General features: G+C 49.6%; 2 protein-coding genes. Both read right to left on the reverse strand.

Annotation, left to right across the window (positions count from 1 at the left end):
• Positions 1 to 9: 9 nt before the first annotated feature.
• Positions 10 to 16320: a non-ribosomal peptide synthetase gene (locus J7E26_RS14845; RefSeq protein ID WP_214813605.1), complete on the reverse strand. Its 16311-nt coding sequence runs from the start codon at positions 16318 to 16320 to the stop codon at positions 10 to 12.
• A complete protein-coding gene (locus J7E26_RS14850) occupies positions 16310 to 26878 on the reverse strand; it encodes an SDR family NAD(P)-dependent oxidoreductase (protein ID WP_214813608.1) in 10569 nt (3522 codons plus the stop codon). Before J7E26_RS14850 ends, J7E26_RS14845 begins: the two co-directional genes overlap by 11 nt.
• Positions 26879 to 26885 lie beyond the last annotated feature (7 nt).

Below are 26885 nucleotides of genomic sequence, written 5' to 3' on the forward strand. Positions count from 1 at the left end.
GTCTCCTCCTTAACTCAATTGTTGTACATGTCTTGTTACTTTAGGCCGATAGCTTCGCAGTTTTTGCATCGCCGAGCCGTGGTGTTCCGGATATACTTCAATGATTTCATCAGGCTGTTCATCAGGTTCTTTCTCAGGTTTCATCATGACAAGCTGGTTCAGCGGCCCGCCGAGCAATCGTTCCAGCGCCGCCATCGCTTCAGGCGCTTCAATTGAACCTACACCGGCCTGTTTCATTCTTTCTTGATATTCAGACGATGACACGATTCCGACGCTGCCCCAATAGCTCCAATTCATCACGGCTGCCGTACACGGCCAGACTTGAGATAAATGAGCGGCAAAGGCGTCCTTAAAGCTGCATCCGGCGGCATAATTGCTTTGTCCGGCCGCCCGTGCGAACGATTGGACGGACGAGAAGAACAAAGCAAAGTCCAAAGGCTCTTTTTGGAAAACACGAGCCATGTTCACGCTGACATCGACTTTTGCGGCAAGCACGCTTTTGAAGCGGCTTTCCGGCATATTAGCCAGACTCTGATCCTCTAAGACGATCGCAGAATGAATGATTCCGTTAATCCGCGGGTGCATGCGTTTGATCGTTTCATACGCGTATCGGAGCTCGTCTAGATTTGCCGCGTCGGCTTCGATATAAACAGGAGCAGGGCCTATTTGCGCAAGCCTGTCGATTTTAGCTTGGATGGCGCTGTCATGTTTTCGCCTGCCGATCCAAATGACGCGGGCTTGATAGGTTTTAACGGCGTATTCACTCCATGCTTCGCCGATACCGCCGGCGCCGCCTATGACGACATATACGCCGCCTTTTTGATATGCTGGCTGACCTGATACTTGCTGCTGCACAGGAATGAGACGCTGTTTGTACCAGCGATTGTTTCGATATGCCCATGTGTGTCCCTGCGGGTCAAACGGCACCGAGAACAGCTCAGCGTCTGATACATCACCCGGATCTTCGGCGTCGATCAGCCTTGTTTTCCAGTTTGGAAATTCTTTTGCCAAGGAGCCGATCAAACCGTGAAGCCCTGCATGAACAGGACTGACGATATCATCCGGCAGAACGGATTGGGTCATCACCGTTACCGCAGTCAGGCTCACTTGCTGACTGTCATAACCTAAAGCAAGCATCGCCTTTATCACTCTATACATCTGAATGACGCCCTCGTCCTGAGCTTTCACTATATCCTCATAGCCTCGGGAAGGGGCGATCCAAACGATGTGGTCAAACGGCCCGGCAGCTTTCATTTCAGCTGTAACAGCCTCTATTTCGTCACCGGGGGCTATGCAGAGCCTTTTTGCAAACGGATGCTGCCTATGAAAAGCCGCGCCCTCCTCGTCTCCCGCGATAAAGAGAACTTGATCTTCACGAAGCGACGGGCTTTTTTCACGGATGTCCTCATGGTCCCATACAGGGGCCAGCAGGTTCGCCCCGTTTAATGATTTTTCCGGAGCCGTTTCTTCCATCATTCTTGAAGAAATCCCCTTGATTCTGACACAGACACGCCCGCTTTCGTCACATAAGTCGATGTCAAGGCGCTGTATTTTCCCCTCTGCTCCCCGGGAGTTGACATATGCCCACATGCGGGATGTGCACGGACTGAAAATGTCAATCTCCTCAAGGGCGAACGGCAATGACAGCTGATTGTCATCGGCGTGAAGTTTCAGCCCGAGTGTGGCTTGCAAAGCAGAATCAAGCATACACGGATGCAGAACATATTGATCTGCCGTACCTTCAAGGATTGAAGGCAGCATAAGCTCAGCTAATGCTTGATTGTTCCCGATGTAAATTGTTTTGATTCCCTGTTGTCCGGGACCGTAATCAATTCCGATTTTACTGAATAAGCCGTAACACTCTCCGGAAGTCAGCATATTTTCTTCGCATTGAGCTTTCAGCGCGGCCAAATCTCGGCGCGGAGCCTCTGCAGCGCCGAGAATGCCGGCCGCTCCCTGACAGTGAATCTGCCGGCCGTTTGATGCTGTCTGTGATTCGGTATAGATGTCATAAGCGATCTCGCCGTTCTCCTTCGGAACAAGGCTGATCTCAGCTTCTATCGGCTGGCCGGCCGCTTCTATCGGCTGGACCCAAACGATATTTTTGAGACGGATGACAGATGGATGTTCCTTTTGTCCTTTGACTGCCTGAGTAACGGCTGCACGAGCCATTTCCAAATATGCCACACCCGGCATGACCGGTTTGCCTTTAATCATATGGTCAGTAAAAATCGTCTCTTGTCCCGTAAATACGGATCGGAACCGCTGCTCAGTCAAATCTGAGATATTTTCGTGCAGCAGCGGATGCAGCACCCGAGCCGCCGTCACATCGGCTCTCGGTTTCTGCGCTTTTGGCCGGTTATCTGTGATCCAGTACCGCTCTTTTGCAAACGGATAGGTCGGCAGACTGACTCGCTTAGGCTGCGTTTCCTCGTATAGGCTATCCCAATTCATATCGATTCCTTGCACCCACAGTTCAGCAAGCTTGTCAATCTCGCGGCGTTTTTGCCACTCTTCTATATTCTCTTGGACATTTCCGTTTGCCATCATTGCTTTTATTGCTGCTTTATCCGTTTTACCTTTATAGATGCCGGAAATGTTATAGCGTCCTTTGGCACAGCTGTTCAGCTTGTCCCGCAGCTCTTCGGCCGAGGAAGCGATAATGGCCGCTCTCTCTTCCATGGCGTCACGGCCGGCCTGCAATGTATAGGCCATGTCGAAAAGCTGACCGTCTGTAAAGGAGGTATCCGCCAGCTGCTGCGCCTGTTCCTTCAGACGTTCCTCATCCTTTGCCGATAATACGAAAATGTGAGGCCTTTTTGGTGTAACAGCTTTCTCAGCTTGTCTCGGTATATATTCTTCAATGACAACGTGCGCGTTTACTCCGCCGATGCCAAATGAACTGATTCCCGCGCGGCGCGGTACATCATTGCCTTTTTCGTCTTTCAGCGCGTTCCATTCTCTCTTTTCCTGCACGATGTAAAACGGGCTGTCCTTCAGCTTGATGTACGGGTTGATCACCTCGCTGTGAAGGCTTTTCGCAAGTGTTTTATGCTTCATTTGCATTAATACCTTGATGACACCCGCGACACCCGCAGCAAGCGACAGGTGGCCGATATTCGTTTTTGCCGATCCTAAACCGCAATGGCTTGTATGCACGGCCGAATCTCCGGTTTTTTCGTACAGCTTTTGGAAAGCGGCTTTCAGCCCGTTAATTTCTACAGGGTCGCCAAGCTCAGTCCCGGTTCCGTGGGCTTCAATATAGGTGACGGTTCTCGGATCGATGCCCGCCTTTTCGTATGCCGTTCTGACAACTTCGGCCTGCGCTTTCGGGTTAGGCGTAGTCAAGGAGTTCGCGCGTCCGCCGTGATTGACCGCACTGCCTTTGATGACGCCGTAAATATGATCGCCCGCCTTTTCTGCTTCTGATAGTTTTTTCAAGAAAAGAATACCCGCGCCTTCACTGACGGCAAATCCGTCAGCCCGGTCTGAGAACGTTTTGCATTTTCCTTCTTTGCTCAGCGCTCCGGCTTTGTCATAGGCGATATGTCCTTGCGGGGTGACGACAGTATTGACACCGCCCGCGATTGCCATATCGCAATTCCCGTTTTCAATCGCGCACACGGCGTGATGAATGGCGACCAGCGAGCTTGAGCAAGCCGTGTCGATCGGTTCACTTGGGCCGTGCAGGTTCAGCATATAGCTGACACGGTTCGGTCCCGCTGACGGGCTCATATTAGCGGCAGACGCCCCGCCGATGTCCAGATCCGAAAATAACGAGCCGTAGCCTGTATTCCCCGTGCCGATATAAAGACCCGTTTTTGTGCCGGAAAGGCTTTTTGCAGAGTATCCCGCATCTTCTATCGCTTTCCAAGCGTACATCATTAACAGGCGCTGCTGGGGATCCATCTGCTCGGCTTCCAACGGAGAAATTCCGAAGAACAGCGGATCAAAATCCGCGACTCCGTCGATAAATCCGCCCCATTTTACGTTTGTTTTATTTGCTTCATACAGCGGGTCGCCGTAATACTCACGCCAATCCCAGCGATCAGCGGGCACCTCTGTAATGCAATCCGCTCCTTTTTCAAGTTTTTTCCAGTATTCATCAATATTTTTTGCTTTCGGGAACACCCCGCTCATTCCTACGATGGCAACCGGCTCAGGAGTTTGTTTCATCTCTGTCTGAACAGGCTTTGTAACCGGTTTGGCAAACCGTTTTTTGCCTGTCAGCCTGATGTCTGCATCGTTTTTTGTGCGAATTTGTTTTTCTTCTTTCGGCTGCGTCCGGTCTGTAAATTGCGTTTTATATTCTTTTGATAAATACGCCGCTAATGTTTGGATGGTGGCATATTCAAAAAATATCGTCGGCGCGAGTTCAAGATGGTATGTTTCGTTCAGCTTGTTTGCGAATTCCGTCAATGTGATGGAATCGAAGCCGTATTGGTTGAACTCCAGATCTGTATCTATCTCTTCAGGTTTTATTTTAAGAAGTTCGGAGACCTCGTCTCCCAGCAAATCCTGAAGTTTTGCCGACAAGCCCTTCGGAGCGGCCGTTTCTTCCGCCGTTTTGGCCGGTGCAGCCGATGAAGGCGCTTTTTGGAGCAGCTTTTCCTGCATCACGTCACGAATTCCTTCCATGACGAGCACGCTGGTTTTTCCCATGTTCCACGCTTGATAAAGCGCTTCTATCCCGGTTTCTGTCCGCATCGGCGTCACACCGGTTCTCTTCATCGTGAGCTTCGCCGTCTCTTCATCTACTTGCATACCGCCGTCTTTCCACAGCGGCCAATTGATCGACAGTGTATGCCCGTGGCGGTACATCGCAGTAACAAGCGCGTTGCGGTATGCCGCATAGCTATCCATAAATGCGTTTGCTGCCGCATAATCCGCCTGTCCCGGATTGCCGGTGACACCGGATATGGATGAAAAGACGATGAAGAAGTCCAAAGCCAGATGCGTGGTTGCTTCATCCAAATTGACAAATCCGTCTGCTTTAGGCGCCAATACACCGTGCAGCTCTTTTTTCGTTTTCTTTACGACATATTGATCCTTCATTACACCCGCGCTGTGGATGATGCCGTGAAGGTCTCCGTATTTTGTCTCTATGCTTTTTATGACGTCAGCAGCCGCTTGCGCTTCCGTCACATCCGTCTGTCTGTATTCCGCGTTTGCTCCCAGTAGCCTGAGTGACTCCAGCTGTTTTTGCTGATTCACACTTAATGCGGAACGGCCCGTCAGAATAAGTGTCGGCTGTTTCACTTTCGCGGCGATTTCCTTTGCGAAAATAAAGCCAAGTCCGCCGGCTCCTCCGGTAATAAGATAGATGCCGCCGTCTTTCCACGGGATGCGGATGTTTTTGTCAGGGATGGCCACTTCCTTGACGTCAGCGCTGTATCGTATGCCGTTTTCATATTTCACGCGGCCGTCATCGGCATGATTTTTATTCTCTTTTATGATGTCAGCGATTTTGCCGTTTTCGGCCGCCTCCACTTCGATGAGCTGGGCTTTTAGTTTTTTATTTTCCAAGCCGGCGGTTTTTAACAGACTTGAAAGCCCTGAGAACAGCTGGTGTTTATCTGTTTTAGAGAGGACGGCTTGTACAAGCACGTCTCCTTCCGGTTTTTCCGCCAAAATTTGCTGCAGCGTTTCTAATACCTGCTCGGCATAATCGCGGTAGCGTTCCGCCGCTCCCTTATGCGCGGAGGCCAGCTTAATGCATTCGGCGCCCGCAACACCGGCTTCGACAATTTCTTTTGTTCCGGCATTTGTTTCACAAAGCATCACGATATGCCGGGCAAAAACAGGCGCTGGCTGGTCTGCTGCCTGGCTGTTTCGAGTCCATACAGGTTCAAACATCAGCGTTTCTAATGTTTCCGCTTTTTTCTCCGGTTCTTTTTCAGCTGACCTGAAGGACAATCCTTTCAGCCGGACACAAACCGCACCGTTCTCATCACAAATATCAATATCGCGTTTTTCTACGCGGTCTGCCGCTTTGTTATCTTCAGAAAGTCTGGCGTACACCCACATGTCAGCAGAACACCTGCCGTATACTTCAAGCTCCTGAACCGCAAATGGCAGCATCAGCTTTTGATCGTTTGTTCCGGTCAATATGCTTGATGCCTGCAGCGCCGAATCCATTAATCCCGGATGCATGGTGTAGTCCTCTAAAGTATCCATACAAGCAGGATGCAGCGACAGTTTGCCTAAGACGAAATTCTCACCAGTATAAATGGCTTCGACACCCCGGAAAGCCGGACCGTAATCAAAGCCGATCATGCGGTACGTATCGTATACTTCGTCTACAGTGAACGGGCTTTGGACGCATTGGGCTTGCAGATGCTGCAAATCAAGCACTGGGGCTTGGGCTTCTGGATGGACAGATGCAGATCCTTGGCTGTAAACGATCGGATCAGCAGTTTCTGAATAGCTGTAAATATCGTATTGAACGTCATCCGTATCGTCAGGAACGAGCCGGATGTTTACGTCTAATGGCTCCTCATCAATTGTGATCGGACGCACCCAAACCGTATTTTTCAGTTTCACGCTTCCTTCTCCGGCTTGCAGTTCGGCCGCTTCTTCCATCGCTGCCCGCGCCATTTCAAGATGTGCGACTCCCGGTAAGATCGGCACGCCCTTGACTACATGATCCGCGAGGTAAAATTCTTCACCCGTGTAGGTGGAGCTGAACCGCTGTTCTGTCAGATTCGATGTATTCCGGTGCAAAAGCGGATGTAAAACTGCTCCGGCTCCTGTAAAAGCAGTGCCTTCGCCTTCATTTTTATGCGCGGTGCCGGAAACCCAATAACGGTCTTTTGCAAAAGGGTATGTCGGCAGGCTGATGCGTTTAGGCGGTTGGTCTCCATACAGCTTCGCCCAATCGACATCTAATCCTTTTACCCATAATTCAAGCAGTTTCGCATATTTCCCGCGCGCCATCCATTTTTCCACGGCTTCTTGAATTTCTTCATCCTCGGTCAGCATTTGCAATGTGCTTTTGTCGATTCTGCCTCTGTACAGGTCAGCACTCTCGTCTTCATTTACAAATTGAGACAGTTTTTCTTGCAGTTCTTCAGCGGTGCCCGCAATGATCGCCAGACGTTCTTCCATGGCGTCCCTTCCCGTTTGGAGGGTATAAGCCATAGAAACCAAGCTCAATTGATCGTACCGCTTTTGCTGAATTGCATGTTTCAGCTGCTCGGCTTGTTCTTTCAAGCGTTTTTCATTCTTGGCCGACAGTACGAAAAGGCCCGGATGCTGGTGAGACTGATCTGTTTCCTCTCGATCAGTCGGAATGTATTCTTCTATGATGATGTGGGCGTTGACGCCGCCGATTCCGAATGAGCTGATGCCCGCGCGGCGCGGCTGTTCTTGGCCTCGTTCATCTTTTGGCGCTTGCCACTCCATCGTTTCCCGCACGAGATAAAACGGGCTGTCCTCGAGCTTAATGTACGGGTTCACCGTCTCGCAATGAAGGCTTTTCACCAAAGTTTTATGCTTCATCTGCATCAAAATTTTAATGATGCCCGCCGCTCCGGCTGCGAGAGATAAATGACCGATATTTGTTTTTACCGAGCCTAAGCCGCAATATCCCGTCGTTTTGTCTTTCTCGTCAGCGAATGAGCTGAAAGCTGCTTTCAGACCGTTAATTTCAACGGGGTCTCCAAGCTCTGTCCCGGTGCCGTGCGCCTCGATATATGTGACTGTTTTCGGATCGATGCCCGCTTTTTGGTATGCGGCTTTTATAACTTCCGCCTGCTGTTTCGGGTTGGGCGTTGTTAACGAAGCCGCCCGGCCGCCGTGATTCACGGCGCTTCCTTTGATCACACCGTAAATATGATCTCCATCTTCTTCAGCCGCTTTTAACCTTTTCAAGAAAAAGAGACCGGCTCCTTCGCCATGCGCAAAACCGTCGGCTTGATCTGAGAACGTTTTGCAACGCCCTTCTTTGCTCAGCGCGCCGGCTTTATCAAAGCTGATGTATACGTCCGGCAGAATAATCGTATTGATTCCCCCTGCCAAAGCCATGTCGCACGTCCCTTCTTCAATGGAAGAGATGGCGTGATGGATGGCGACGAGCGAGCTTGAGCAAGCCGTATCAATCGGTTCGCTCGGGCCGTGCAGATTGAGCGTGTAGCTGACGCGGTTCGGTCCGACTGACGGACTTGTATTCGCCGCTGATGAACCCTCAATCGCTGAATTCGCATTGGCCAGCAGTGAGCCGTATCCTGTATTTCCCGTACCGATAAACACACCTGTTTTTGTGCCTGACAGACTCTTTGCTGCATACCCCGCATCCTCTATCGCCTTCCACGCGTACGTTAACAAAAGGCGCTGCTGAGGGTCCATTTGTTCCGCTTCACGAGGAGAGATGCCGAAAAACAGCGGATCAAATTCAGCAATTCCGTCAATAAATCCGCCCCGCTTGACGTTGGTTTTATTGGCTTCTTTTGCGGGATCGCCATAATAGTCCCGCCAATCCCAGCGGTCTTTCGGAATTTCTGTCATGCAGTCTTTGCCCTCTTTAAGGTTTTGCCAGTAGGCGTCAATGTCTTCGGCCATCGGGAAAATTCCGCTGATTCCAACGATAGCAATCGGCTCACGCTGCGTATCATGGCGTTTTGTCTCTGGTTTGGCAGCAGGATAAGTCCGGCGCCGCTTTACAGCTGAATGCATGTTTTGAGTCTTTCTCGCCGGCTCGGCGGCTTGATTTGTTTTCGTGCTTACTGTAAACCGTTTAGCGAATTCGGCTTCGTATTCTTCGGTTAAATGGACGGCAAATTCATGTATCGTCGGATGATCAAAGAAAATCGTCGGTGTCAGCTTAAGCTGGTACGTTCGGTTTAGTTGGTTTGTAAATTCCGTCATCGAAATGGAATCGAGCCCGTATTTTGTCATTTCTTCATGATGGTCAATACTGTCAACCTTTACTTTTAACAAAGCGGATGCCTGCTGTTTTAACAGATGTTTCACTTTTTCAAGCAGGCTGTCAGCGTCAATGTCATGCCGCTTTTCAGTCTCAGCTTTCGGCTTATCGTCCTGTTGGTGAAGCAGCTTCGCTTTAATGTTATTCACATCCCCTTCAAACACCGTCATCCGGGCTGCACCGCCCATCAAGCCTTGATATAAAGCGTTGATGCCTGCTTGTGTGCTCAGCGGCGCAACGCCCGCTTGCTGCATCAGCATGTCTTTTGTGTGCTGATCCGCACGCATTCCGCCCTCTTTCCATAAAGGCCAGCTGACAGAAAGCGTCTTCCCGTATCTTTCTCCTGACTGTGTAAGAGATTGCCGGTACTCCGCATACACATCCATAAAGACATTTGCCGACGCATAGTCGGCTTGGCCGATACTTCCCATCACTCCTGATAAAGACGAAAAGACAATAAAGAAATCTAATGTCTCATTTTTGGAGGCTTCATCGAGGTATACAAGGCCTTTTACTTTAGGAGCCAGCACTTCTTGGAATTCTTCGGCCGGCTTTTTCACCATGTAGTTATCCTTAATGATTCCGGCGCTGTGAAGGATGCCGTCAAGCCTTCCGTGCTTTTGCCGGATGCCGCGGATTAATTGGTATACCTCTGCTTCTTCTGTGATATCCGTTTGCTCGTAGCATACAGAAGCGCCCGTGCTGCGCAAGCTTTCAAGCGTGTTTTCCTGCTTTTCTCCAAGAGCGGAGCGCCCGGTTAAGATGATGACAGACTCTTCCGTACGTTTCGCTATCTCTTTTGCAAAAATCAGGCCTAAACCTCCGGCGCCGCCTGTAATGAGATAAACCCCTCTGTCTTTCCACGGAATGTCCGGCTCTTCTTGAGGTACGTCCATTTCTCTCCAATCAGCAATATAACGCTTGCCGTTTTCGTATTTCACATGGGCATTTTCCGGGTGCATTTGATTTTCCGCTATTTTTTCTGCAATGCCTTCGGCGCTTTCTTTGTTTTCTGCTTCTATCATTTGGCAGGTCAGTTTGGAATGCTCCAGGCTTGCTGTTTTGAACAGACCTGTTATACCTGTGAACAGCTGCTGCAGCCCTGTTGACCGCGTGACAGCCTGAAGGAGAATACGCCCCTGCGGCTTACTTTTGAGAATGGTTTTAATGTGTCCGAACAGCTGCCCCGCATACGATTGGAAACGCGCTTCAGCAGAGCCCGGACGCGCATCCAAGGTAAAGACGCTTGCGTGTTCGAGCTTCGTTTCTACTGCTTTTTTGACAGCTTCATCGTATTCACAAAGAAATACGATATGCTGATCATACGAAGATGCTTCGCCAGACTTTTCGGCAGTTTGTTCAGTCCAGACCGGTTCGGCTAACAATGTCGCGGTACGTCCGGCAGAAAGGCTTGAATTCGTCTCTTCTTCCATGATCCGCGTGGAAAATCCTCTCATGCGGATACATACCTCTCCGTCACTGTCACATAAATCAATATCCGCTTTTTGAATAAGGTCGCCGGCTTTATTATTCGCACTGAATGTGACGTGAACCCACATATCAGAAACGCATGATTTCAGCACTTCAAGCTCCTCTAAAGCGAACGGCAATGCGGCTTTGAACGGTTCGCCGTTTTCTGCCAGCTGAGCTCTTGTCACATTCTGCAAATATTCGGCGGCTTGCAAGGCTCCGTCCATCATACTCGGGTGAAGGACATAATCGTCTTTTGTATGTGACACGGATTCAGGGAGCTTCAATTTGGCAAGCAAGCGCCCGTCCCCTCGGTATACGAGCTGTACACCCTTGTACCCCGGACCGTAATCAGCTCCGATCATCCCTCTGTAGAATGCTTCAGATTCCATTGTTCCCTCGGTGCATTGACGCTGCAGCTGATCAAGATCCAATCTTTCCGAGCGGCCTTTTTGTATGATTTCCGCGATGCCTTGATTATAAAGAGGAGGCTCTTCACCAAGTGCTTCCGGCTCTCCATACATTCGGTAATGAATCTGCCCGTCCTCTTCTTCATAAAGTCCGATATGGACATCAACCGATTGCTGATCGGCTATAACCGGACGGACCCACACGATATGCTTTAAGCGCATGCATAAAGATTCTTCTGTTACACCGCCGATGCCCTGTTCCGCTGCGGCTCTTGCCATCTCCAGCGTTACGGCAGCCGGCACGATCGCCATTCCTTTGATGATATGCTCAGCGATAAAATACTCTTTTCCCGTGAACACTGAGCTGAACCGCTGCTCCTGCAAAATGGATGTATTTTGATGGACCAATGGATGCAAAAGCTTTGTTTCAGCTTGTTTTGCGTCTTCTTCCGGCCAGTATCGTTCCTCTGCAAACGGATAAGTCGGCGCGCTGATTCGCTGCGGCATTGATTCGTTATACAGCATGCGCCAATCCACACGCACGCCCTCAATCCATAACGCGGCCAATACGCTCAGCTTTTCTTCCGCTGTTTCTAATGCAGCCGCTTCTTCCATCTGCTGAGGTGATGCCTCTTTGTTTCTCACTTTTTCGCCTTGTAAGATGTTCTTGTCACTGCCATTGATAAATTCCTGCAGCCGGCGTTTTAAATCATGGATATTGTTTGTGATAAAGGCAGCTCTGCTTTCCATTGCCTCACGTCCGGTCTGATACGTATACGCTAAGTCCCGCAAAGACACATCAGTTTCGCCTTCATGCAGAAAGTCTAATAAAGCAGTCGCGTATGCTGTAAGGCGCGGCTTGCTTTTTGCCGATAACGGAATGAGATAAGGCGGCTGGTCATGGATTGCTTCATCGGCCCTTTCTTGCCGGTATTGTTCAAAAATCGCGTGTGCGTTTGTTCCTCCGAGCCCAAACGAACTTAACGCGGCGCGATGCGGCGTCTCTTTCTCCGGCAGCGGCTTTCTTTCGTCCACCACATAAAACGGCGAGCCGTCGAGTTTGATATTGGGATTCGGTTTCGTGTAGTTAATGGTTGGCGCAAGCTCCTGATGGTATAAACTCATGGCGACTTTAATGCATCCGGCCAAGCCGGCCGCTGTATCCAAATGTCCGATATTCGTTTTTACAGAACCGATGCCGCAATATTGCTCTTGATCCGTATATTTCTTATATACTTGCTGTAAGGCGGACATTTCAATCGGATCGCCTAATGTCGTGCCTGTGCCGTGTGCTTCTATATAGGAAACGGTCTCCGGATGAATGTTTGTGCTGTCTAAAACATTTTGGATTACCTCTGTTTGGCCTTTTACACTCGGTGCGTAAAAACCGACTTTATCCGCCCCGTCATTGTTGAGTCCGATGCCCCGAAGCATCGCGTAAATATGGTCTCCGTCTTCTACGGCTTGTGACGCTTTTTTCAGCAGAATAACGGCGGTTCCCTCTCCGCCGGCCATACCGTCGGCTGAGGCGTCAAACGCTTTGACATGCCCGTCGCTTGAAAAATTCAGTCCGGTTTGATGAACATAGCCGATACTTGTGCTTGCATGCAGGGTCGCGCCGCCGACGAGCGCATATTCTGATTCTCCGCCCGTTATGCTTTTATACGCTGAATAAAGACCGACCAGTGACGACGAGCAATTTGAATGGACGAAATAGCTTGGCCCCTTTAATCCGAGCTTATGGGAAACCATCGTCGGAATTGTGCCGCTCTGAGCCAACACCCATGAAACATAGCCGTCAGGAGAGTCGTGGCCTTCTGTCGTTTTCTCCGGTAAAAGCGATCTGTATGAGTTATTGCTCGCAGACATATAAACGCTTGTATTCGGAATGTCTTTTGCCACATATCCCGCGTCCTCGACCGCTTTCCAAGAATGAAGCAGCAAAAGCCGGAGCTGAGGGTCCATAAATTCAGCATCTTTAGGAGAAATGTGAAAGAAACCCGGGTCAAACAGATCTTTTCCTTCTATTGTTGATAGCGCCGGAACATAATCCGGGTTTCCGATCAGATCTTCCGGCACACCGGCTTTTCGAAGCTCTTCAGCCGAGAAGAACCGGACGCTTTCTTTGCCTTCTTTTAACTGCTTCCAAAACTCATGATGATTTTTCGCACCCGGGAATTGACAGGACATGCCTACAATCGCTACGCTGTCTTCAAAATAAGGCGGCATCGCATCATATGTCTCTCGTTCTCTTTCTCTTTCATATTCATCAGGCAAATATGTTTCATCCGCCTGCTTCGTTTCGACGATAAATTGGCTGATTGCCAGAATTGTAGAGTGTTCAAACAAATCTGTGACGGTAAACTCGCATTCAAGCTCCTGTTTGATTCGTTCAGCCGCCGCCACAGCAAGAAGTGAGTCGCCTCCCACATCGAAAAATCCGTCTTCCGTTCGGATGCCTGTCGTATTCAGCAGCGCTTCCCATATGCGGGTGACCTTGGCTTCCGCTTCTGATAACGGCATCTTGCTCACGATTTCCTGGCGATGGACAATCGCTTGACGCTGCTCAAGGTCTTTCCGGTTCACTTTTCCGCTCGGCGATAACGGCATTGCATCCAAGCGGATAAAATGCGCAGGGACCATATAATCCGGCAGACTCGATAAGAGATGCTGACGCAGCGCTTTTGCATCTGCTGCATGATCGGTTCGCGCTGTATAATACGCTGTGAGTTTTTTATGGCCGTTCTGCTGCTGGACAACAACCGCCTGATCAAGAATGTCCGGGTGTTCACTGAGCTTTGTTTCAATCGCGCCCAGTTCAATGCGGAATCCGCGGATTTTCACTTGGCTGTCAATACGGCCGGCATATTCAATATTTCCGTCCGGCAGCCATCTGGCTAAATCACCTGTTTTATAAAGCTTTTCGCCTTCATGAAACGGGTTATCAATAAACGATTTCGCCGTCAGCCCGGGCTGTTTATAATACCCTCTTGCCAAACCGGCGCCCGCCACGCAAAGCTCGCCGGCAACACCGTCGGGAACGGGGGTAAGCTTTTCGTCGACGATATAAATTCGTGTATTGTCAATCGGTTTGCCGATCGGCGTATTCCGGCTCGTGATCTCCTCATGATTGCAGCTGTAGTAAGCGGCATAGATGGACGTTTCCGTCGGGCCGTATATGTTTTCGATTCTGGTATTTTTAAAGATTGAGACGGCTTTTTTGACAAGTTCTTTCGGAAAAGCCTCACCCGCAACCATCACATATTTAACAGGACCGTGCTCTGTAAATGACTTATACCGTTTTACCGTTTCCAGAAACACATTAAATACGGCAGGAGCGAAATTCAAATGCGTCACCTGATGAGTTTGAATATAATCCATGCAAAGCTGCGGATTTTTTTCTCCGTCCGGCGGCAAAATGACCAGACGGCCGTTTCCGATAAACCAGCCGAATAATTCTGATATTGATACGTCAAATACATAATTCGTTTTTAACAAATACGCGTCCTCTTGTCCGACCGGGTACTCGGCTTCCAGAAATTGCAGTGTATTCATGATGGCCCGGTGCTCAACCATGACGCCTTTCGGTTTCCCCGTACTGCCGGACGTATAAAGGATATACGCAAGGTGATGCGGTTCCGTAAGGCGCTCCAGTTTCTTCCCTGCGAGAGAGCGGCGGCTGTCTTCAATCTGCACGGTGCTGACGCCGGCATTTAATTGATCGATCCTGCCCCGTGTTTTTGCTTGCGTTAATACGATGGAGACACCGCTGTCGGCCAATACGTGCGCTAATCGCTCGTTCGGAAACGCAGGGTCCAGCGGCACATATGCTCCGCCTGCTTTTAAAATACCGAGTATCCCGATGACCATCTCAAATGAACGTTCCGTACAAATGCCGACCGGGCATTCCGGACTGACGCCCTTTTTCTGGAGATCCGCGGCAAGCGCTGTGCTGCGTTCATCTAATTCGCGGTATGTAAGACTTTGTTCACCAAAGATCACAGCTTTTTTATCAGGATAACGCTCCGCTTTTTCTGTAAACACATCATGAATGCAGCGCTCGTTTGACGTATTATATTTCTGTTGCACGCCTTGTTCTTTATGGAGCAGGCCAGAGCATCCTTCAAACGTGACAGCCGGATCAGAAAGGACTTTTTCTGCCAGCTTTACGTAATGCTCTGCCATCCGTTCGATAGAAGAAGCGCTGTATATATCCGGGTTGTACAGAAATTGCAGGACGGTTTCATTTTCTTTTTTATAGACTTCAAGCGCGAGCTCGAATTCCCCTTCTTGATGAATCTCCTCTATCATTTCAATGCCGAGTGATTCATATTGTTCGCTCAGCTTTTCGGCGCCTTCTGTCTGGAAGAAATTTTGATAGAAAAAGGCGGTTTGAAAAACGGGCGATGCGGCCGGTGAGCGATCAGCCTTCAGTTCTTTAACAAGCGCCGGAAACGGGTAGGCAGCATGGTCTAGGCCTTCTGCAAGCGTCAGCTGCAGTTCCTTCATAAACGCCGTAAACGATTTACTGCCTGTTTCCCTGCTTCTGACCGCGATCATGTTAATGAAGTATCCGATCACAGACTCAAATTGAGCCTCAGACCGCCCCATCGTCGGCATACCGACGATCACATCATTCTGATTCGTATATTGATAAAGCAAACCTTTGAAAATAGCGAGAAACACAACGGATTCATTTACATTATGAGTGCGGGCGGCAGCTTTTATTTGCTGATTCAGTTCATCGGGAAGCAAGCGCTGATACGCCTGCCCCCTGCAAGTTTGAACCGAGGATCTCGGATAATCGGCCGGAAGCTCAAGAACCGGCAGCGGTCCGTTAAGCTGCTGTTTCCAATAAGAGAGATGCGCCTTCCCTGTGTCACTCTTTAACAGCTCTTGCTCCCATAAAACAAAATCATGGTAATCTGCCTCTGCCAGCACAACGTTCGGCTCTTTGCCTTCGCTCAATTTCGTATACGCGTCTAATAATGCCGTCATAAACGTCATAAGTGACACGCCGTCAAAAATAATATGGTGTATGGTAATCAAAACAATCGATTTCTGCTTCGCCTGCCGGAACACATGAACGCGCATTAACGGCCCGGTTTCAAGCGCAAAAGGTTCTTTTGCTTTTTCCTTTATAAACGGCACGATATCACGCTCGCTGAGATCTGAAATATCCATTTCAACTGCCGTCAAGAGTGCGCCGGGCTCCTCAGTCTGATAAGGAAGGCCGTTCTCCTCTTTTATCAGACTGGTTAAAATGGGATGCTGACGCTGCACAAACAAAAGGGCATTTTTAAATGTCTCTATATCCAGCTTTTGAAAACGAAAGCATAACGGGATGTTATAAGCGCTCATATCGGGAAACATCTTTTGAAGCATCCACAAACCTTTTTGGCCTTCTGAAAGCGGACGTTTTGCAGATGTCCGCTTGAAGGCATTTAGCTGCCGTTCGACCTCGGCGATGGTGAGAATTCCTGATCTGTAGGCATCGAGAAGTTCTTTATGATTCATACGTTTTACTCCCTTCTATGATGTCTTGCACTCTTTCAAAATCTAATGTTCCTTCTGAGACTTGTTTCATCATGGCGATGATCTCCTGATCTGTGTACGGCTCCTTGTTTTCAGGCTCAGCGGTTTCTGAATCTGTCTGAACCGGCGCCTTTTCTGTCCGGTAAAACCCCTCGATCGCCTCTTTATGTTCTGTCAGATAGTATTTCATGAGATCCCCGAGCGTTGCATAGCTGTAAAATAACGCCGGTGTCACTTCAATACCGTAATGTTTCGATAAGAGAGCGGCGAATTTTGCTAAATAGATAGAATCAAATCCGAATTCCGCCCAATTTTTATGCAGGACGAGCTTGTCCTTGGATATTTTAATCAGGCTGTGAATCAGCTCTTTCATATCCGACTCAAGGCGTTCCTCCACGCTTTCAGCCTGGATCGGCGCTATTATTTCAGACGGAACTGGCAGTTCTTCCGAGGCTTGCTGACTGATTCCTAAAAAGCGCTCAGCTCGGCTTCTTTTTCCGGCAATGACCAGATACTGCGAGTCTTCTTGGGATATAATGCGCTCGAATAAGTCAATGCCTTCTTCTGTTTCTAACAGGCGCTGGCCGCTTGATTTCAAGTACATTCCCGTCGTCTCTTCACCGCCGACTCCCATTCCGCCGTTTTTCCATACCGGCCAGTTGATCACAAAGGCTTTGCCATGCACTGCATGTTCGTTTTTATATTGTGCGTACGCCATTTGGAACCTGTTTGCCGCCGCATAATCACAGCATCCAAAGTCTCCCAAGACAGCCGAGGTGGAAGAGAAGTAGCAGATGAAATCTGGCGTTTCTTCTTTCAGCCACTCGTCAAGAAGCAGGCTCCCCCTCACTTTCGGCTCAATCGTATGCTGGAAATTCTCGATTTCTTTCTCAAAAATAGACGTTTTGCTTTCGATACCGGCCGCATGAATGACGCCGTGAATTTCCCCAAACCGTTCTTTGGCGCGCTTTATGCAGTCACCCATGCCGATCGGATCGCAGACGTCGGCTTCAGCATAAATGACGCCTGCTCCCAGCTCCATGAGTTCTTTCATTTTTTCTTTCTTTTTCTCATCGATTGGCGATCGGCCCGTGAGAATGACATTGGCCTGATAATTTTGGGCCAGATGACGGGCAAATAAGTAACCAAGGCCTCCTAATCCGCCTGTAATGAGATATGTTCCGCCGGTTCTGAGTCTGTTGTTCCCCGGCGATAATTGAGCCCGCTCCATGTGATACACAAAGCGTGTTCCCTTTTCATAGAAAGCGGTATGTTCTGTTTCGCCCTTCAGCTCTGCCCATATTTTCTCCATCCAGTCAGTCATCGTTCCGCCTGCTTTTTGGAAAAGACCGGTGATGTTTGTATTCGGAAGGACGATGCCGAGCGACCGTTCAAAGCCGATCCACGACTCCAGATAGCACCTTTCAAGACCCGTTTCAAATGCTCCCGCCAGTAATACCCGTTCAGGCTGGAGCTTGGCTGCAGCCATTGCCTGCAATATATAGACGATACATGAATAATCTTCTATACAGCTTTTGTCTTCCAGCGTCCATAAATATAAAACAGCAGAGGCTTCGCCATGTTCTTTTTGAATATGCGTAAAGGCTTTTTCATAGGAATGCGGATCTTTCCGCACCACTTGATAGCTGCCGGAAGGAAAAGCTTCGTACCGGTCCCCCTGTGCTATAAAAATGACTTTTGCTTCACTGTCAAATGACCGGACTGCCGAGACGGCCGCCTGCTGCTTTACTGGGTCAGAAAGGAAAGAAATCAGCGTTTTGATTTTCTTTTCTCCCGCTTGCGGCACGGCCTGTTCTTTCAGCACTTCCCGGAAGGCCATCACCTCAAATCGCTCCGCTGTGTCTTTTTCAGCAGATCGTTTGCTCACCGGAGCAGCTTTTCGTTCTGCAGGCTGCTGGTGCCAAAAGCGTTCTTTTGCAAACGGATAAGCAGGAAGACTGATGCGCGCCGGCGGAATGTCGCCGTACAGTTTCGCCCAGTTCACATCCACCCCTTTTACCCAAAGCTCAAGCAGTTTTGAAAATTTGCCTTTGCTGATCCAAGCATCAATGATGGCTCCCATATCCTCATCCGCCGCAAATACGCTGAGCATCCGTTTGTTTTCTTCCGTTCCGTCCCGGTACACCCCGGCGGTCTCTTCCCCAGTGATAAACGCATTCAGTTTTTCCTCAAGTTCTTTAAGCGAATGAACGATAACGCCGAGACGCTCCTCCATCGGTACACGGCCCGTTTGAAGAGTGCAGGCCATATTGATAAGATCTGAGTCGTCGTACCTATTGTCACGGATGGCGGCTGTGAGCTGTTTTGCTTTCTCATTGAGCCGTTCGATGTTTTTCGCAGACAGCACGATTAATGCGGGCGGATAAGCCGGTTGAACGGGCTCTTTGTCAGCAATATATTCTTCTATGACCAGGTGGGCATTCGCTCCCCCCGCGCCGAAGCTGCTTAATCCCGCCCGTCTCGGACATTCTTTGCCATCGATGACAGGGCGTTTCCACTCACTGAGCTCCTGCTGGACGATAAACGGCGTATACGCGAAATCAATATTAGGGTTCAGCTGTTTCGCGTGCAGTGACGGAGCAATCTTGCGGTCTTTCAGCTGGAATAATATTTTGGTCAATCCGGCAATCCCGGCCGCGCTTTCGCAATGGCCGATATTTGATTTGGCGGAGCCGATGGCGCAAAATTGTCTATCCGTTGTTTCCTCTTCAAATGCTTTTGTTAACCCGGCAATTTCAATCGGATCGCCTAATGCCGTTCCCGTGCCGTGGGCTTCAATATAGCTGACAGTCCGCGCCGGGACATTCGCCCTTTGAAGAGCTTCTTTGATTAGTGCGGCTTGCGCATTCGGATTCGGAACTGTGTAGCCGTTCGTTTTGCCGCCGCTGTTGAGCGTGCTGCCTTTAATAACGCCGTAAATATGGTCGTTGTCGGCAATAGCTTTGTCTAATGGTTTTAAAACGACAGCGCCTACACCCTCTCCGTCTACAAACCCGTCCGCGCGGTCTCCGAATGATTTGCATGTATCGCTTGCAGACAGCATGTTCATGACTGATAGATTCATATAATGGATCGGATCTGTGACAATATTTACGCCTCCGGCAATGGCACACTCGCTTGACCCGCTGTATATGCTTTCAAGCGCCAGGTGAATCGCCGTCAGGGAAGAAGAGCAGGCTGTGTCCACTGCAATGCTCGGCCCTTGGAAGTCAAAAAGATATGATACTCTGTTGGCGATGGACCAATAGCCGTAGCCGGTCGGATAGTTTTTGTTCATCGCTCCGGCAAACACGCCGATTTTTCTGCTTTGACACAGGTTATCAGGTGTGTAGCCCGCGTCTTCGATACTGGCGTAAGCCGTCTCTAAAAACAAACGCTCTTGCGGGTCCATCCGCTCTGCTTCTAAAGGAGAAATCTGAAAGAAGAGCGGATCAAATTTGTCCATATCCTCTATAAAGCCGCCCCATTTCGTATAAATAGAGCCTTCTTTTCCTTTTTCTTCATCGTAATAATCCTGCCAGTTCCAGCGGTCTTCCGGAATTTCTTCAATACAGTTTTTTCCCTTTTTAATATTGTCCCAAAGAGCAGCGGCCGTTTTTGCTTGCGGATATCTGCCTGAAACGCCGATGATGGCAACGTCACGGACTGAATTCTGCGGCGCTGTCTCTGCCGTGATCCGTTTTTCCCTTCGGTAGCGGCGGGATGTCTGAAGAGGCATCACAGGTTTTGCCGCCTGCGGTTTTGAAGCCGTCTCCGGTTCTGCTTGAACAGGCACAGCTCCGGTCAGTTTAATCATCGCGTCTCTTTTTGTTTTGATTAAGTGTTCGACAAGAGCATCGATCGTCTGATATTCAAAAAATAAAGTGCTGCTGACTTGGTCTAAGACATTTCGCAGCGTATTTGTCAGCTGTACGACGACGATGGAATCGATTCCGTATTTCTCAAGCGGCGCTTTCGAATCGATATGGCTTGGCGGAATTTTTAACGTTTCTCCTATTAACGTTTTCATATACTCCGTGCTTTTTTCCTTTAAGGAGACGTCACTTTTTTGCACGGCTGTTTGCTGATCAGCGGGCGGAGCCGGCTGGGCTTGCGGCGCTTCATCCCGTTTCCCGGATACAGTCTGCAAAGCCTGACGGACGATGCCGTTGCTGTTGGCCGCGATGATCTGATGACTCAAATCATGTGCCGCTTCAGCAGGGAAAAAGACCGAGTGGCAGCCTTCGCTTTCTAACACTTGCTTCCAGCTTTCAGGATACAGGCCCGGGCACCCCGGAATGCGCAGCTTTGTATCTTCATGAAGCCACCAGCCTTCAAGCAGCCCGAAGGTAATATGCGGAAACAGGCTGTTTCCCGCCATTTCATTTAAAAGCAGCAATCCGTTATGCTTCAGAACCGCTTTTGCGTTTCTCAGCGTTTGTCGGATGTCTTTCGTCGCATGAAGCACATTTGCGGCAACGACAATGTCGTATGCGCCGGGATCTATGTCCTGATGAGAAAGCGGCGCTTCTGCATTAAAGATTTTATAAGTCAGATAAGGATTCTTTTCGCCATATTCGGTTTCAGCATGCACGAGAAAGGCTTTTGATAAATCGGTATAGCAGTATTCTTTTATATTGTTCTGATACGGCTTCAGCTTTTCAAAGATTCCCGCGCTTGTTCCGCCGGTACCAGCCCCGATTTCCAATATGCGGATAGAGGCTTCAGTATCTTGGCTGATCCGTTCTTTCACATAGGCTGTTAATGTGTCGGAAAGCACGCTGTTAAAGTAATCAGCGACTTGATTATGTTTATATATCCCTTCAACAAGTTCCATGGAAGAGTGAGGGAACATGATATCCGTCGCCGGCACGTTCTCCCGCAAGATGTCCGGCAGTGATTTGAGCATCGTTTCAGCTAAAACGGACATCGCTTTCGTATTGGCGTTATTCAGCCACTCTCCTTTTCTCCGCTCCCATTCCTGCCATATCGAGCCGCTTGCGCTTTTTGCCCGGGCAGACAGGGTAAATGAATCCGTATCGCCATCAAGATAACGATGCTCCAGCAGGAAAGCCACACTTTGTTCGAGCCATTTTTTAAAATAAACATGCTCAGGCTCATACGCTTTCATGCTCTCCGGTGTTAACAAGCCTGCTTCCTTAAGCTGGGCGATCAGCAGCTGATAAAGAAAATCATCCAGCTCCCCGTGTTCAGCGCCTCTTAACGTTTCCGCTTCGGGCGGGCGCACATCCAGCTGTGCTGCAGCGGTGAGAGGCTGCGGCAGATAAACGGACATCTGTTCTTGTTCATTCATGCCTTCTACAGCAACTGGTTTTGTCGTATGAATGAAAGCCGCTTGATGCACAGGCATGGTCAAGAGCGCTTCTAACGCCTCCATCGCGGCATCCGGTTCAATCAATCCAAGTCCGATTTGATCCATGAGCTGAACAAAATTGCCGTCTTCAGCGGCTTCGCTGTTCCCCCAATATCCCCAATTCATCACTTTCACCGGGCAGTTCCAGTTCAGTTCAAGCTCCTTCGCGAATGCATCACTAAAGGCGCAGCCTGAAGCGTAGTGGCTTTGTTTCACATTATGGATAAATGCCACAAGTGAGGAGAAAAAGAGCGCAAAGTCAAGCGGCTCCCGTTCAAACACTTTTGCCATAGACACGCTTACGTCAGCTTTTGCCCTCAGCACCGCCTTAAATTCATCTAACTCCATATTATTCAGGCTTTGCTCGGACAGATCCATTGCCGAATGAATGACGCCGTTAATGTTTGTCCAGCGCTCTTTTATACGGTGATAAGCCCGCTCTAATGAGGCACTGTCGGCGGCATCGGCTGAAACATACTCAGGAGCCGGGCCGTATGCGGCAAGCCTGTCCAGCTTTGCCTGTATCGACTCATTTATCCGGCTTCTTCCGATCCAAATGACGCGGGCCTGGTAGCGGCGGATCACATATTCACTCCACGCCTCGCCGAGATAACCGGCGCCTCCGATGACGACATATACGCCGCCTGTTTTATATAACGAGCCGTTTTTCGGAACGTTTGCGAGCGGAATCAATTGCCGCTCGAACAGCTGCTGTTGGCGGTACGCCCACATTTGCCCGTTTTTCTCAGCTGACAGAGAAATTACATCGTTGATCGGCCAGGTGCCGTCCTTTTCCGTGTCGATCACGCGGATATTCCAATGCGGGTACTCTTTCGCCATCGTTCCCGCTAAGCCGCAAACGGCGGCTTGAGTTGGATTGGCGCCGTCATGTTCACAAAACGGCTGCGCTTCCTCTGTGACAAAGCACCAATTTAGGTTTTTCTCCCCGTATCCCAATGTAAGGAAGGCTTTCATCAGCTTAAATATATGAAAAACGTTGCGTTCCTGCTCTTTGAGACTGTCCGCTGAATCGGCCTGCGGAGCGAGCCAAATGATCTGTTCCCATGCTGATGCTCCGAGCATTTGCGTCATGGAGGTGATATCATCCGTGCTTCTGATAGGCAAAAATGCCGCGTTTGGCAGATGCCGTTTGATAAGCGTGTGCTGGGATTCGGTTCCTCCGAATACCGCAGCTTGTCCTGCCAGCGTTTTGACATTGCCGTTTCGTTTAGCTGCAACCGGCTCCCAAGCAGGAATCATCATCGTATGGCCGACGGGCGGCTGACCGGTTTGGGTGTTGTCGAGCGCCCGGACAGACGCGCCTTTCATCCTTACATATACCGTACCGGTTTCATCACAAATATCGATGTCGAATTTTCTTACTTTGTCCTCCGCTTTGCTGCCTTCACTGTAGCGGATATATGACCACACCTTTTCCGGGCACGCACCGAGCACTTCCACCTCCTGCATCGCAAACGGCAAAGAGAGCTGATGGCTTTTGGCATTGTCATGAATCGAGCGGACAAGCAAGCCGATGGAGGCGTGAAAAGCCGCGTCCATTATGCTCGGATGAAGCGTGTATTGCTGTTTGCTCTCTTGTACGGCGGACGGAAGTGAAATATTGGCGAGCAATCGGTCTTCTCCGATCAGCAATTTCTGAACGCCCCGATAGGCCGCGCCGTAATCAAGCCCAATCTTTTGAAATGCATCATAGCACTCGGCTGCCGTCACCGTCTCCAAGCCGCATTGCGCCTGCAAAGACGCGATATCTAACTGTACATCTTCGGCTGCTGTAATGACGGCTTCACCTTGGCTGTGAATGACAGGATCTTCATCTCTTCCTTCCGCCTCGCTGTATATTTCGTAGGTAATCTCTCCATTATCCTCAGGATAAAGGGCAATATGTATTTCCTTCGGTTCGTTTTCAATGATGATCGGACGGACCCAGACGACATTTTTGAGTGAGATGCATTGATGTTTTTCCTGCACACCCGCCGCTTTTTTCACAGCCTCTCCGGCCATTTCCAAATAGGCGACTCCCGGCAATATCTTTTTGCCGTCTACGACATGGTCAGAAAGGAAAAATTCATCTCCCGTAAAGACAGAAGTGAATCGCTGCTGTGAAAAATCGGATGTATTCTGTTGTAAAAGCGGGTGCAGCACGATGCCTGACGGACTTTTTTCTTGTTGCTTTTGCTGCGGAATCCAATAACGTTCTTTAGCAAACGGATAAGTCGGAACGCTGATTTTCAGCGGTTTATGTTTCCCGTACCGCTTGCTCCAATCCACATGTTTCCCTTCCGCCCATGCCTCGGCAAGCTGCCTCACATTATCCGTTTCAGGAGCGGAGGCGTTTGCGGAAAGCTCCGGCACCTCGGCTTGTCCGCGCCAGCAGTCTGGTATGTTTTCTTTTCCGTTTGCGAAATCGTTCAGCTTCTGCTTTAGATCATGAATGTCTTTAACGAAAAAGACAACTCGTTCCTCCATTGCTTCACGGCCTGTCTGGAGCGTGCAGGCAATTTCAGAAAGTGACGCTTTTTCAGGCAGTGACTGGGCAAGCTTTTTTGCATACGCTGAAAGCCTGTCTCTATTTCTCGCGGAAAGCGGAATGATCTTGCATACGTCGTTTTCTAATACAGTGCCTTGATGTGCAGGCGGAATGTATTCTTCTAAGATGATATGCGCGTTTGAGCCTGATGCCCCGAAGGAACTGAGTCCGGCTCGGCGCGGGTAATAAGTCACTTGTCCATTCTCTTCAGCTTTCGGCTTTTGCCACGGAGCTGTTTCTTGCTGCACGTAAAAAGGTGATTGATCGAGCTTTACATACGGATTTAATTCTGCGGAATGCAGGGATTTCACAAGCGTTTTATGATGAAGCTGGAGCACCGCTTTGGTTAACCCGCTGATGCCGGCCGCAGACTCGGCATGGCCGATATTTGACTTCACTGAACCGATTGAGCAAAATTGCTTGTCCTGCGTCCCTTGGCTGAATGCTTTTGCCAGTCCTTCAATTTCAATCGGATCTCCTAACGAAGTTCCCGTTCCATGGGCTTCCACATAGCTGACTGTCCGCGGACTGACACCCGCTTTTTTCAGGCATGCCCCAATGACATCTGCCTGTGCCGCAGGGCTCGGGACGGTAATTCCGCTTACTTTTCCTACATGGTTAACGGCGCTTCCTTTAATCACGGCATAAATCCGGTCGCCGTCTTGTTCGGCTTTCTGTAAAGGCTTCAGTAATACCGCTCCGACACCCTCTCCGGAAACGTAGCCGTCCCCTTCTTTGCCAAACGTGCGGCACCGTCCGTCACTTGAGTGCATGCCCACGCTTCCGTAGCTGATATATTTCGCCGGATGCAAAGACAGGTTTACTCCCCCTGCTAACGCCGCTTCACATTCCCCGCTGCGGATGCTTTCAATAGCCAGGTGAACGGCTGTCAATGACGAGGAGCATACCGTATCAACTGCCATGCTCGGGCCGTGGAAATCACAGTAATAGGACACCCTGTTGGCGATTTGAGCATAATTAAGCGAGACGGGAAACGGATTTGTTTCCGATAATTGTTCTGCGCCGATCAATGAGTAATCCTTATGCATCACGCCCGCAAATACCCCGACTGGGTGTTTTTTCCGTTCGTTTCCGCCAAGCGTCTTAGGCGTATAACCCGCGTCTTCAATCGTTTCCCAGCACGTCTCTAAAAACAGGCGTTCCTGCGGGTCCATCGTTTCTGCTTCACGCGGCGATATTCTGAAAAACTGCGGATCGAAGCAGTCGGCATCGTCGATAAAACCGCCCCATTTTGACAGTGTTTTTCCTGACGGAGACGTCACGTCTGCATATGTCCGCCAATCCCAGCGGGACTCCGGAACTTCGGTGATGCAATCAATTCCGGCCTTGAGATTTTCCCAAAACTCTGCCACATTTTTCGCTTTCGGATAGCGTCCGGCCATTCCGATAATCGCGATATCTCCGGCTTTTTCACGATTTGCCGGTTCGGCTGCTGGTTCGGCTGCTGGTTCGGCTGCTGGTTCGGCTTCAAAAGAAGGCTTACATGAGGGATTCGCCGCCCCTTCAAATGAAACCGTTTCTTTCAGATAGGCTGCCAGTTCCTTTATGTTCGTATATTCAAAGAGAAGCGTGGGCGCAAGGGCTGCGCCCGTCTTCATGCTGATGTCTTGAACAATCTCAAGTAAAGAGGAAGAGTCCAGACCGAGTTCGTAGTAGCCGGAAAGGATATCCAGTTTTTCTGCGGGCCTGTCCAGTTTTTCGGCTAAGAGCTTGCGCAGGAAAAGGATGATTTCTTTCTCGTTTGCGCTTTCCGGCTCACTTGTTTTCTTCTTTGGCTGTCCCGCTTGTTCTGTGTGTACCGCTTCCTTATCACGCACCGCTTTTCCCGCAAAGTTTTTAAGCACGGCCACCTTTTGTCCGGATTTGTTAAAGTACTCAATCGTCATGTATGTGAGTTCTTTTTCCTGGCGGACGGCCGAAGACCGGATACGCGCCGCGCACTCTGTTTGCAGAGTGTCCGCGGCCGTAAACGATTCATAGTATAAGGGCAGGTGAAGGCGGTTTGTTTCAGACAGCAAACCGCTTGCCCCTATGCCGCTCGCATCCAAAAGAGCCGGGTGGAACAAAAAAGCGTCCTTTCCTTCTTCGGCTGACAGATCAATCAGCACGCTGTCGTCCGTTTCATACAGCCGCCCGCTTGATTTCATCATGCCAGAGTGCGCCAAGTCATGGCCCAGACAGCGATCATACATATCATTCAGATCAGAGGAGCACGCTGATTGTTTCCAATCGTTGAAGTCAATGGTTTCGTCAAACGTGATTGCATCTCTTTTATGCATTTCCGCCGTCGCATATTGGATTGGCTCTGACAGCTCAGCTCCTTGCTGTTTCTGCCCTGAAAGGGAGATGGACCACTTTCCATCTCCGCTTTCTGAACATTGAATGGTCAGAATGATTTTATCCGTTTCACTGACGGTTAAAGGCTGATAAATCGTCACATGTTTCAGTTCGAGCTCATTATACGCACAGCCGTGCTCTTGAAATACTTGATACATTAAATCTATATAGGCAAGACCGGGTAATAACGCTTCACCAAAAACCTTATGGCCTCTCATGATAGGATGATCCAATGAGAAATTGATTTTTTCCGTTATCATTTCTTCC

This window comes from Bacillus sp. ISL-51 (assembly GCF_018613535.1).
Taxonomy (GTDB): domain Bacteria; phylum Bacillota; class Bacilli; order Bacillales; family Bacillaceae; genus Bacillus.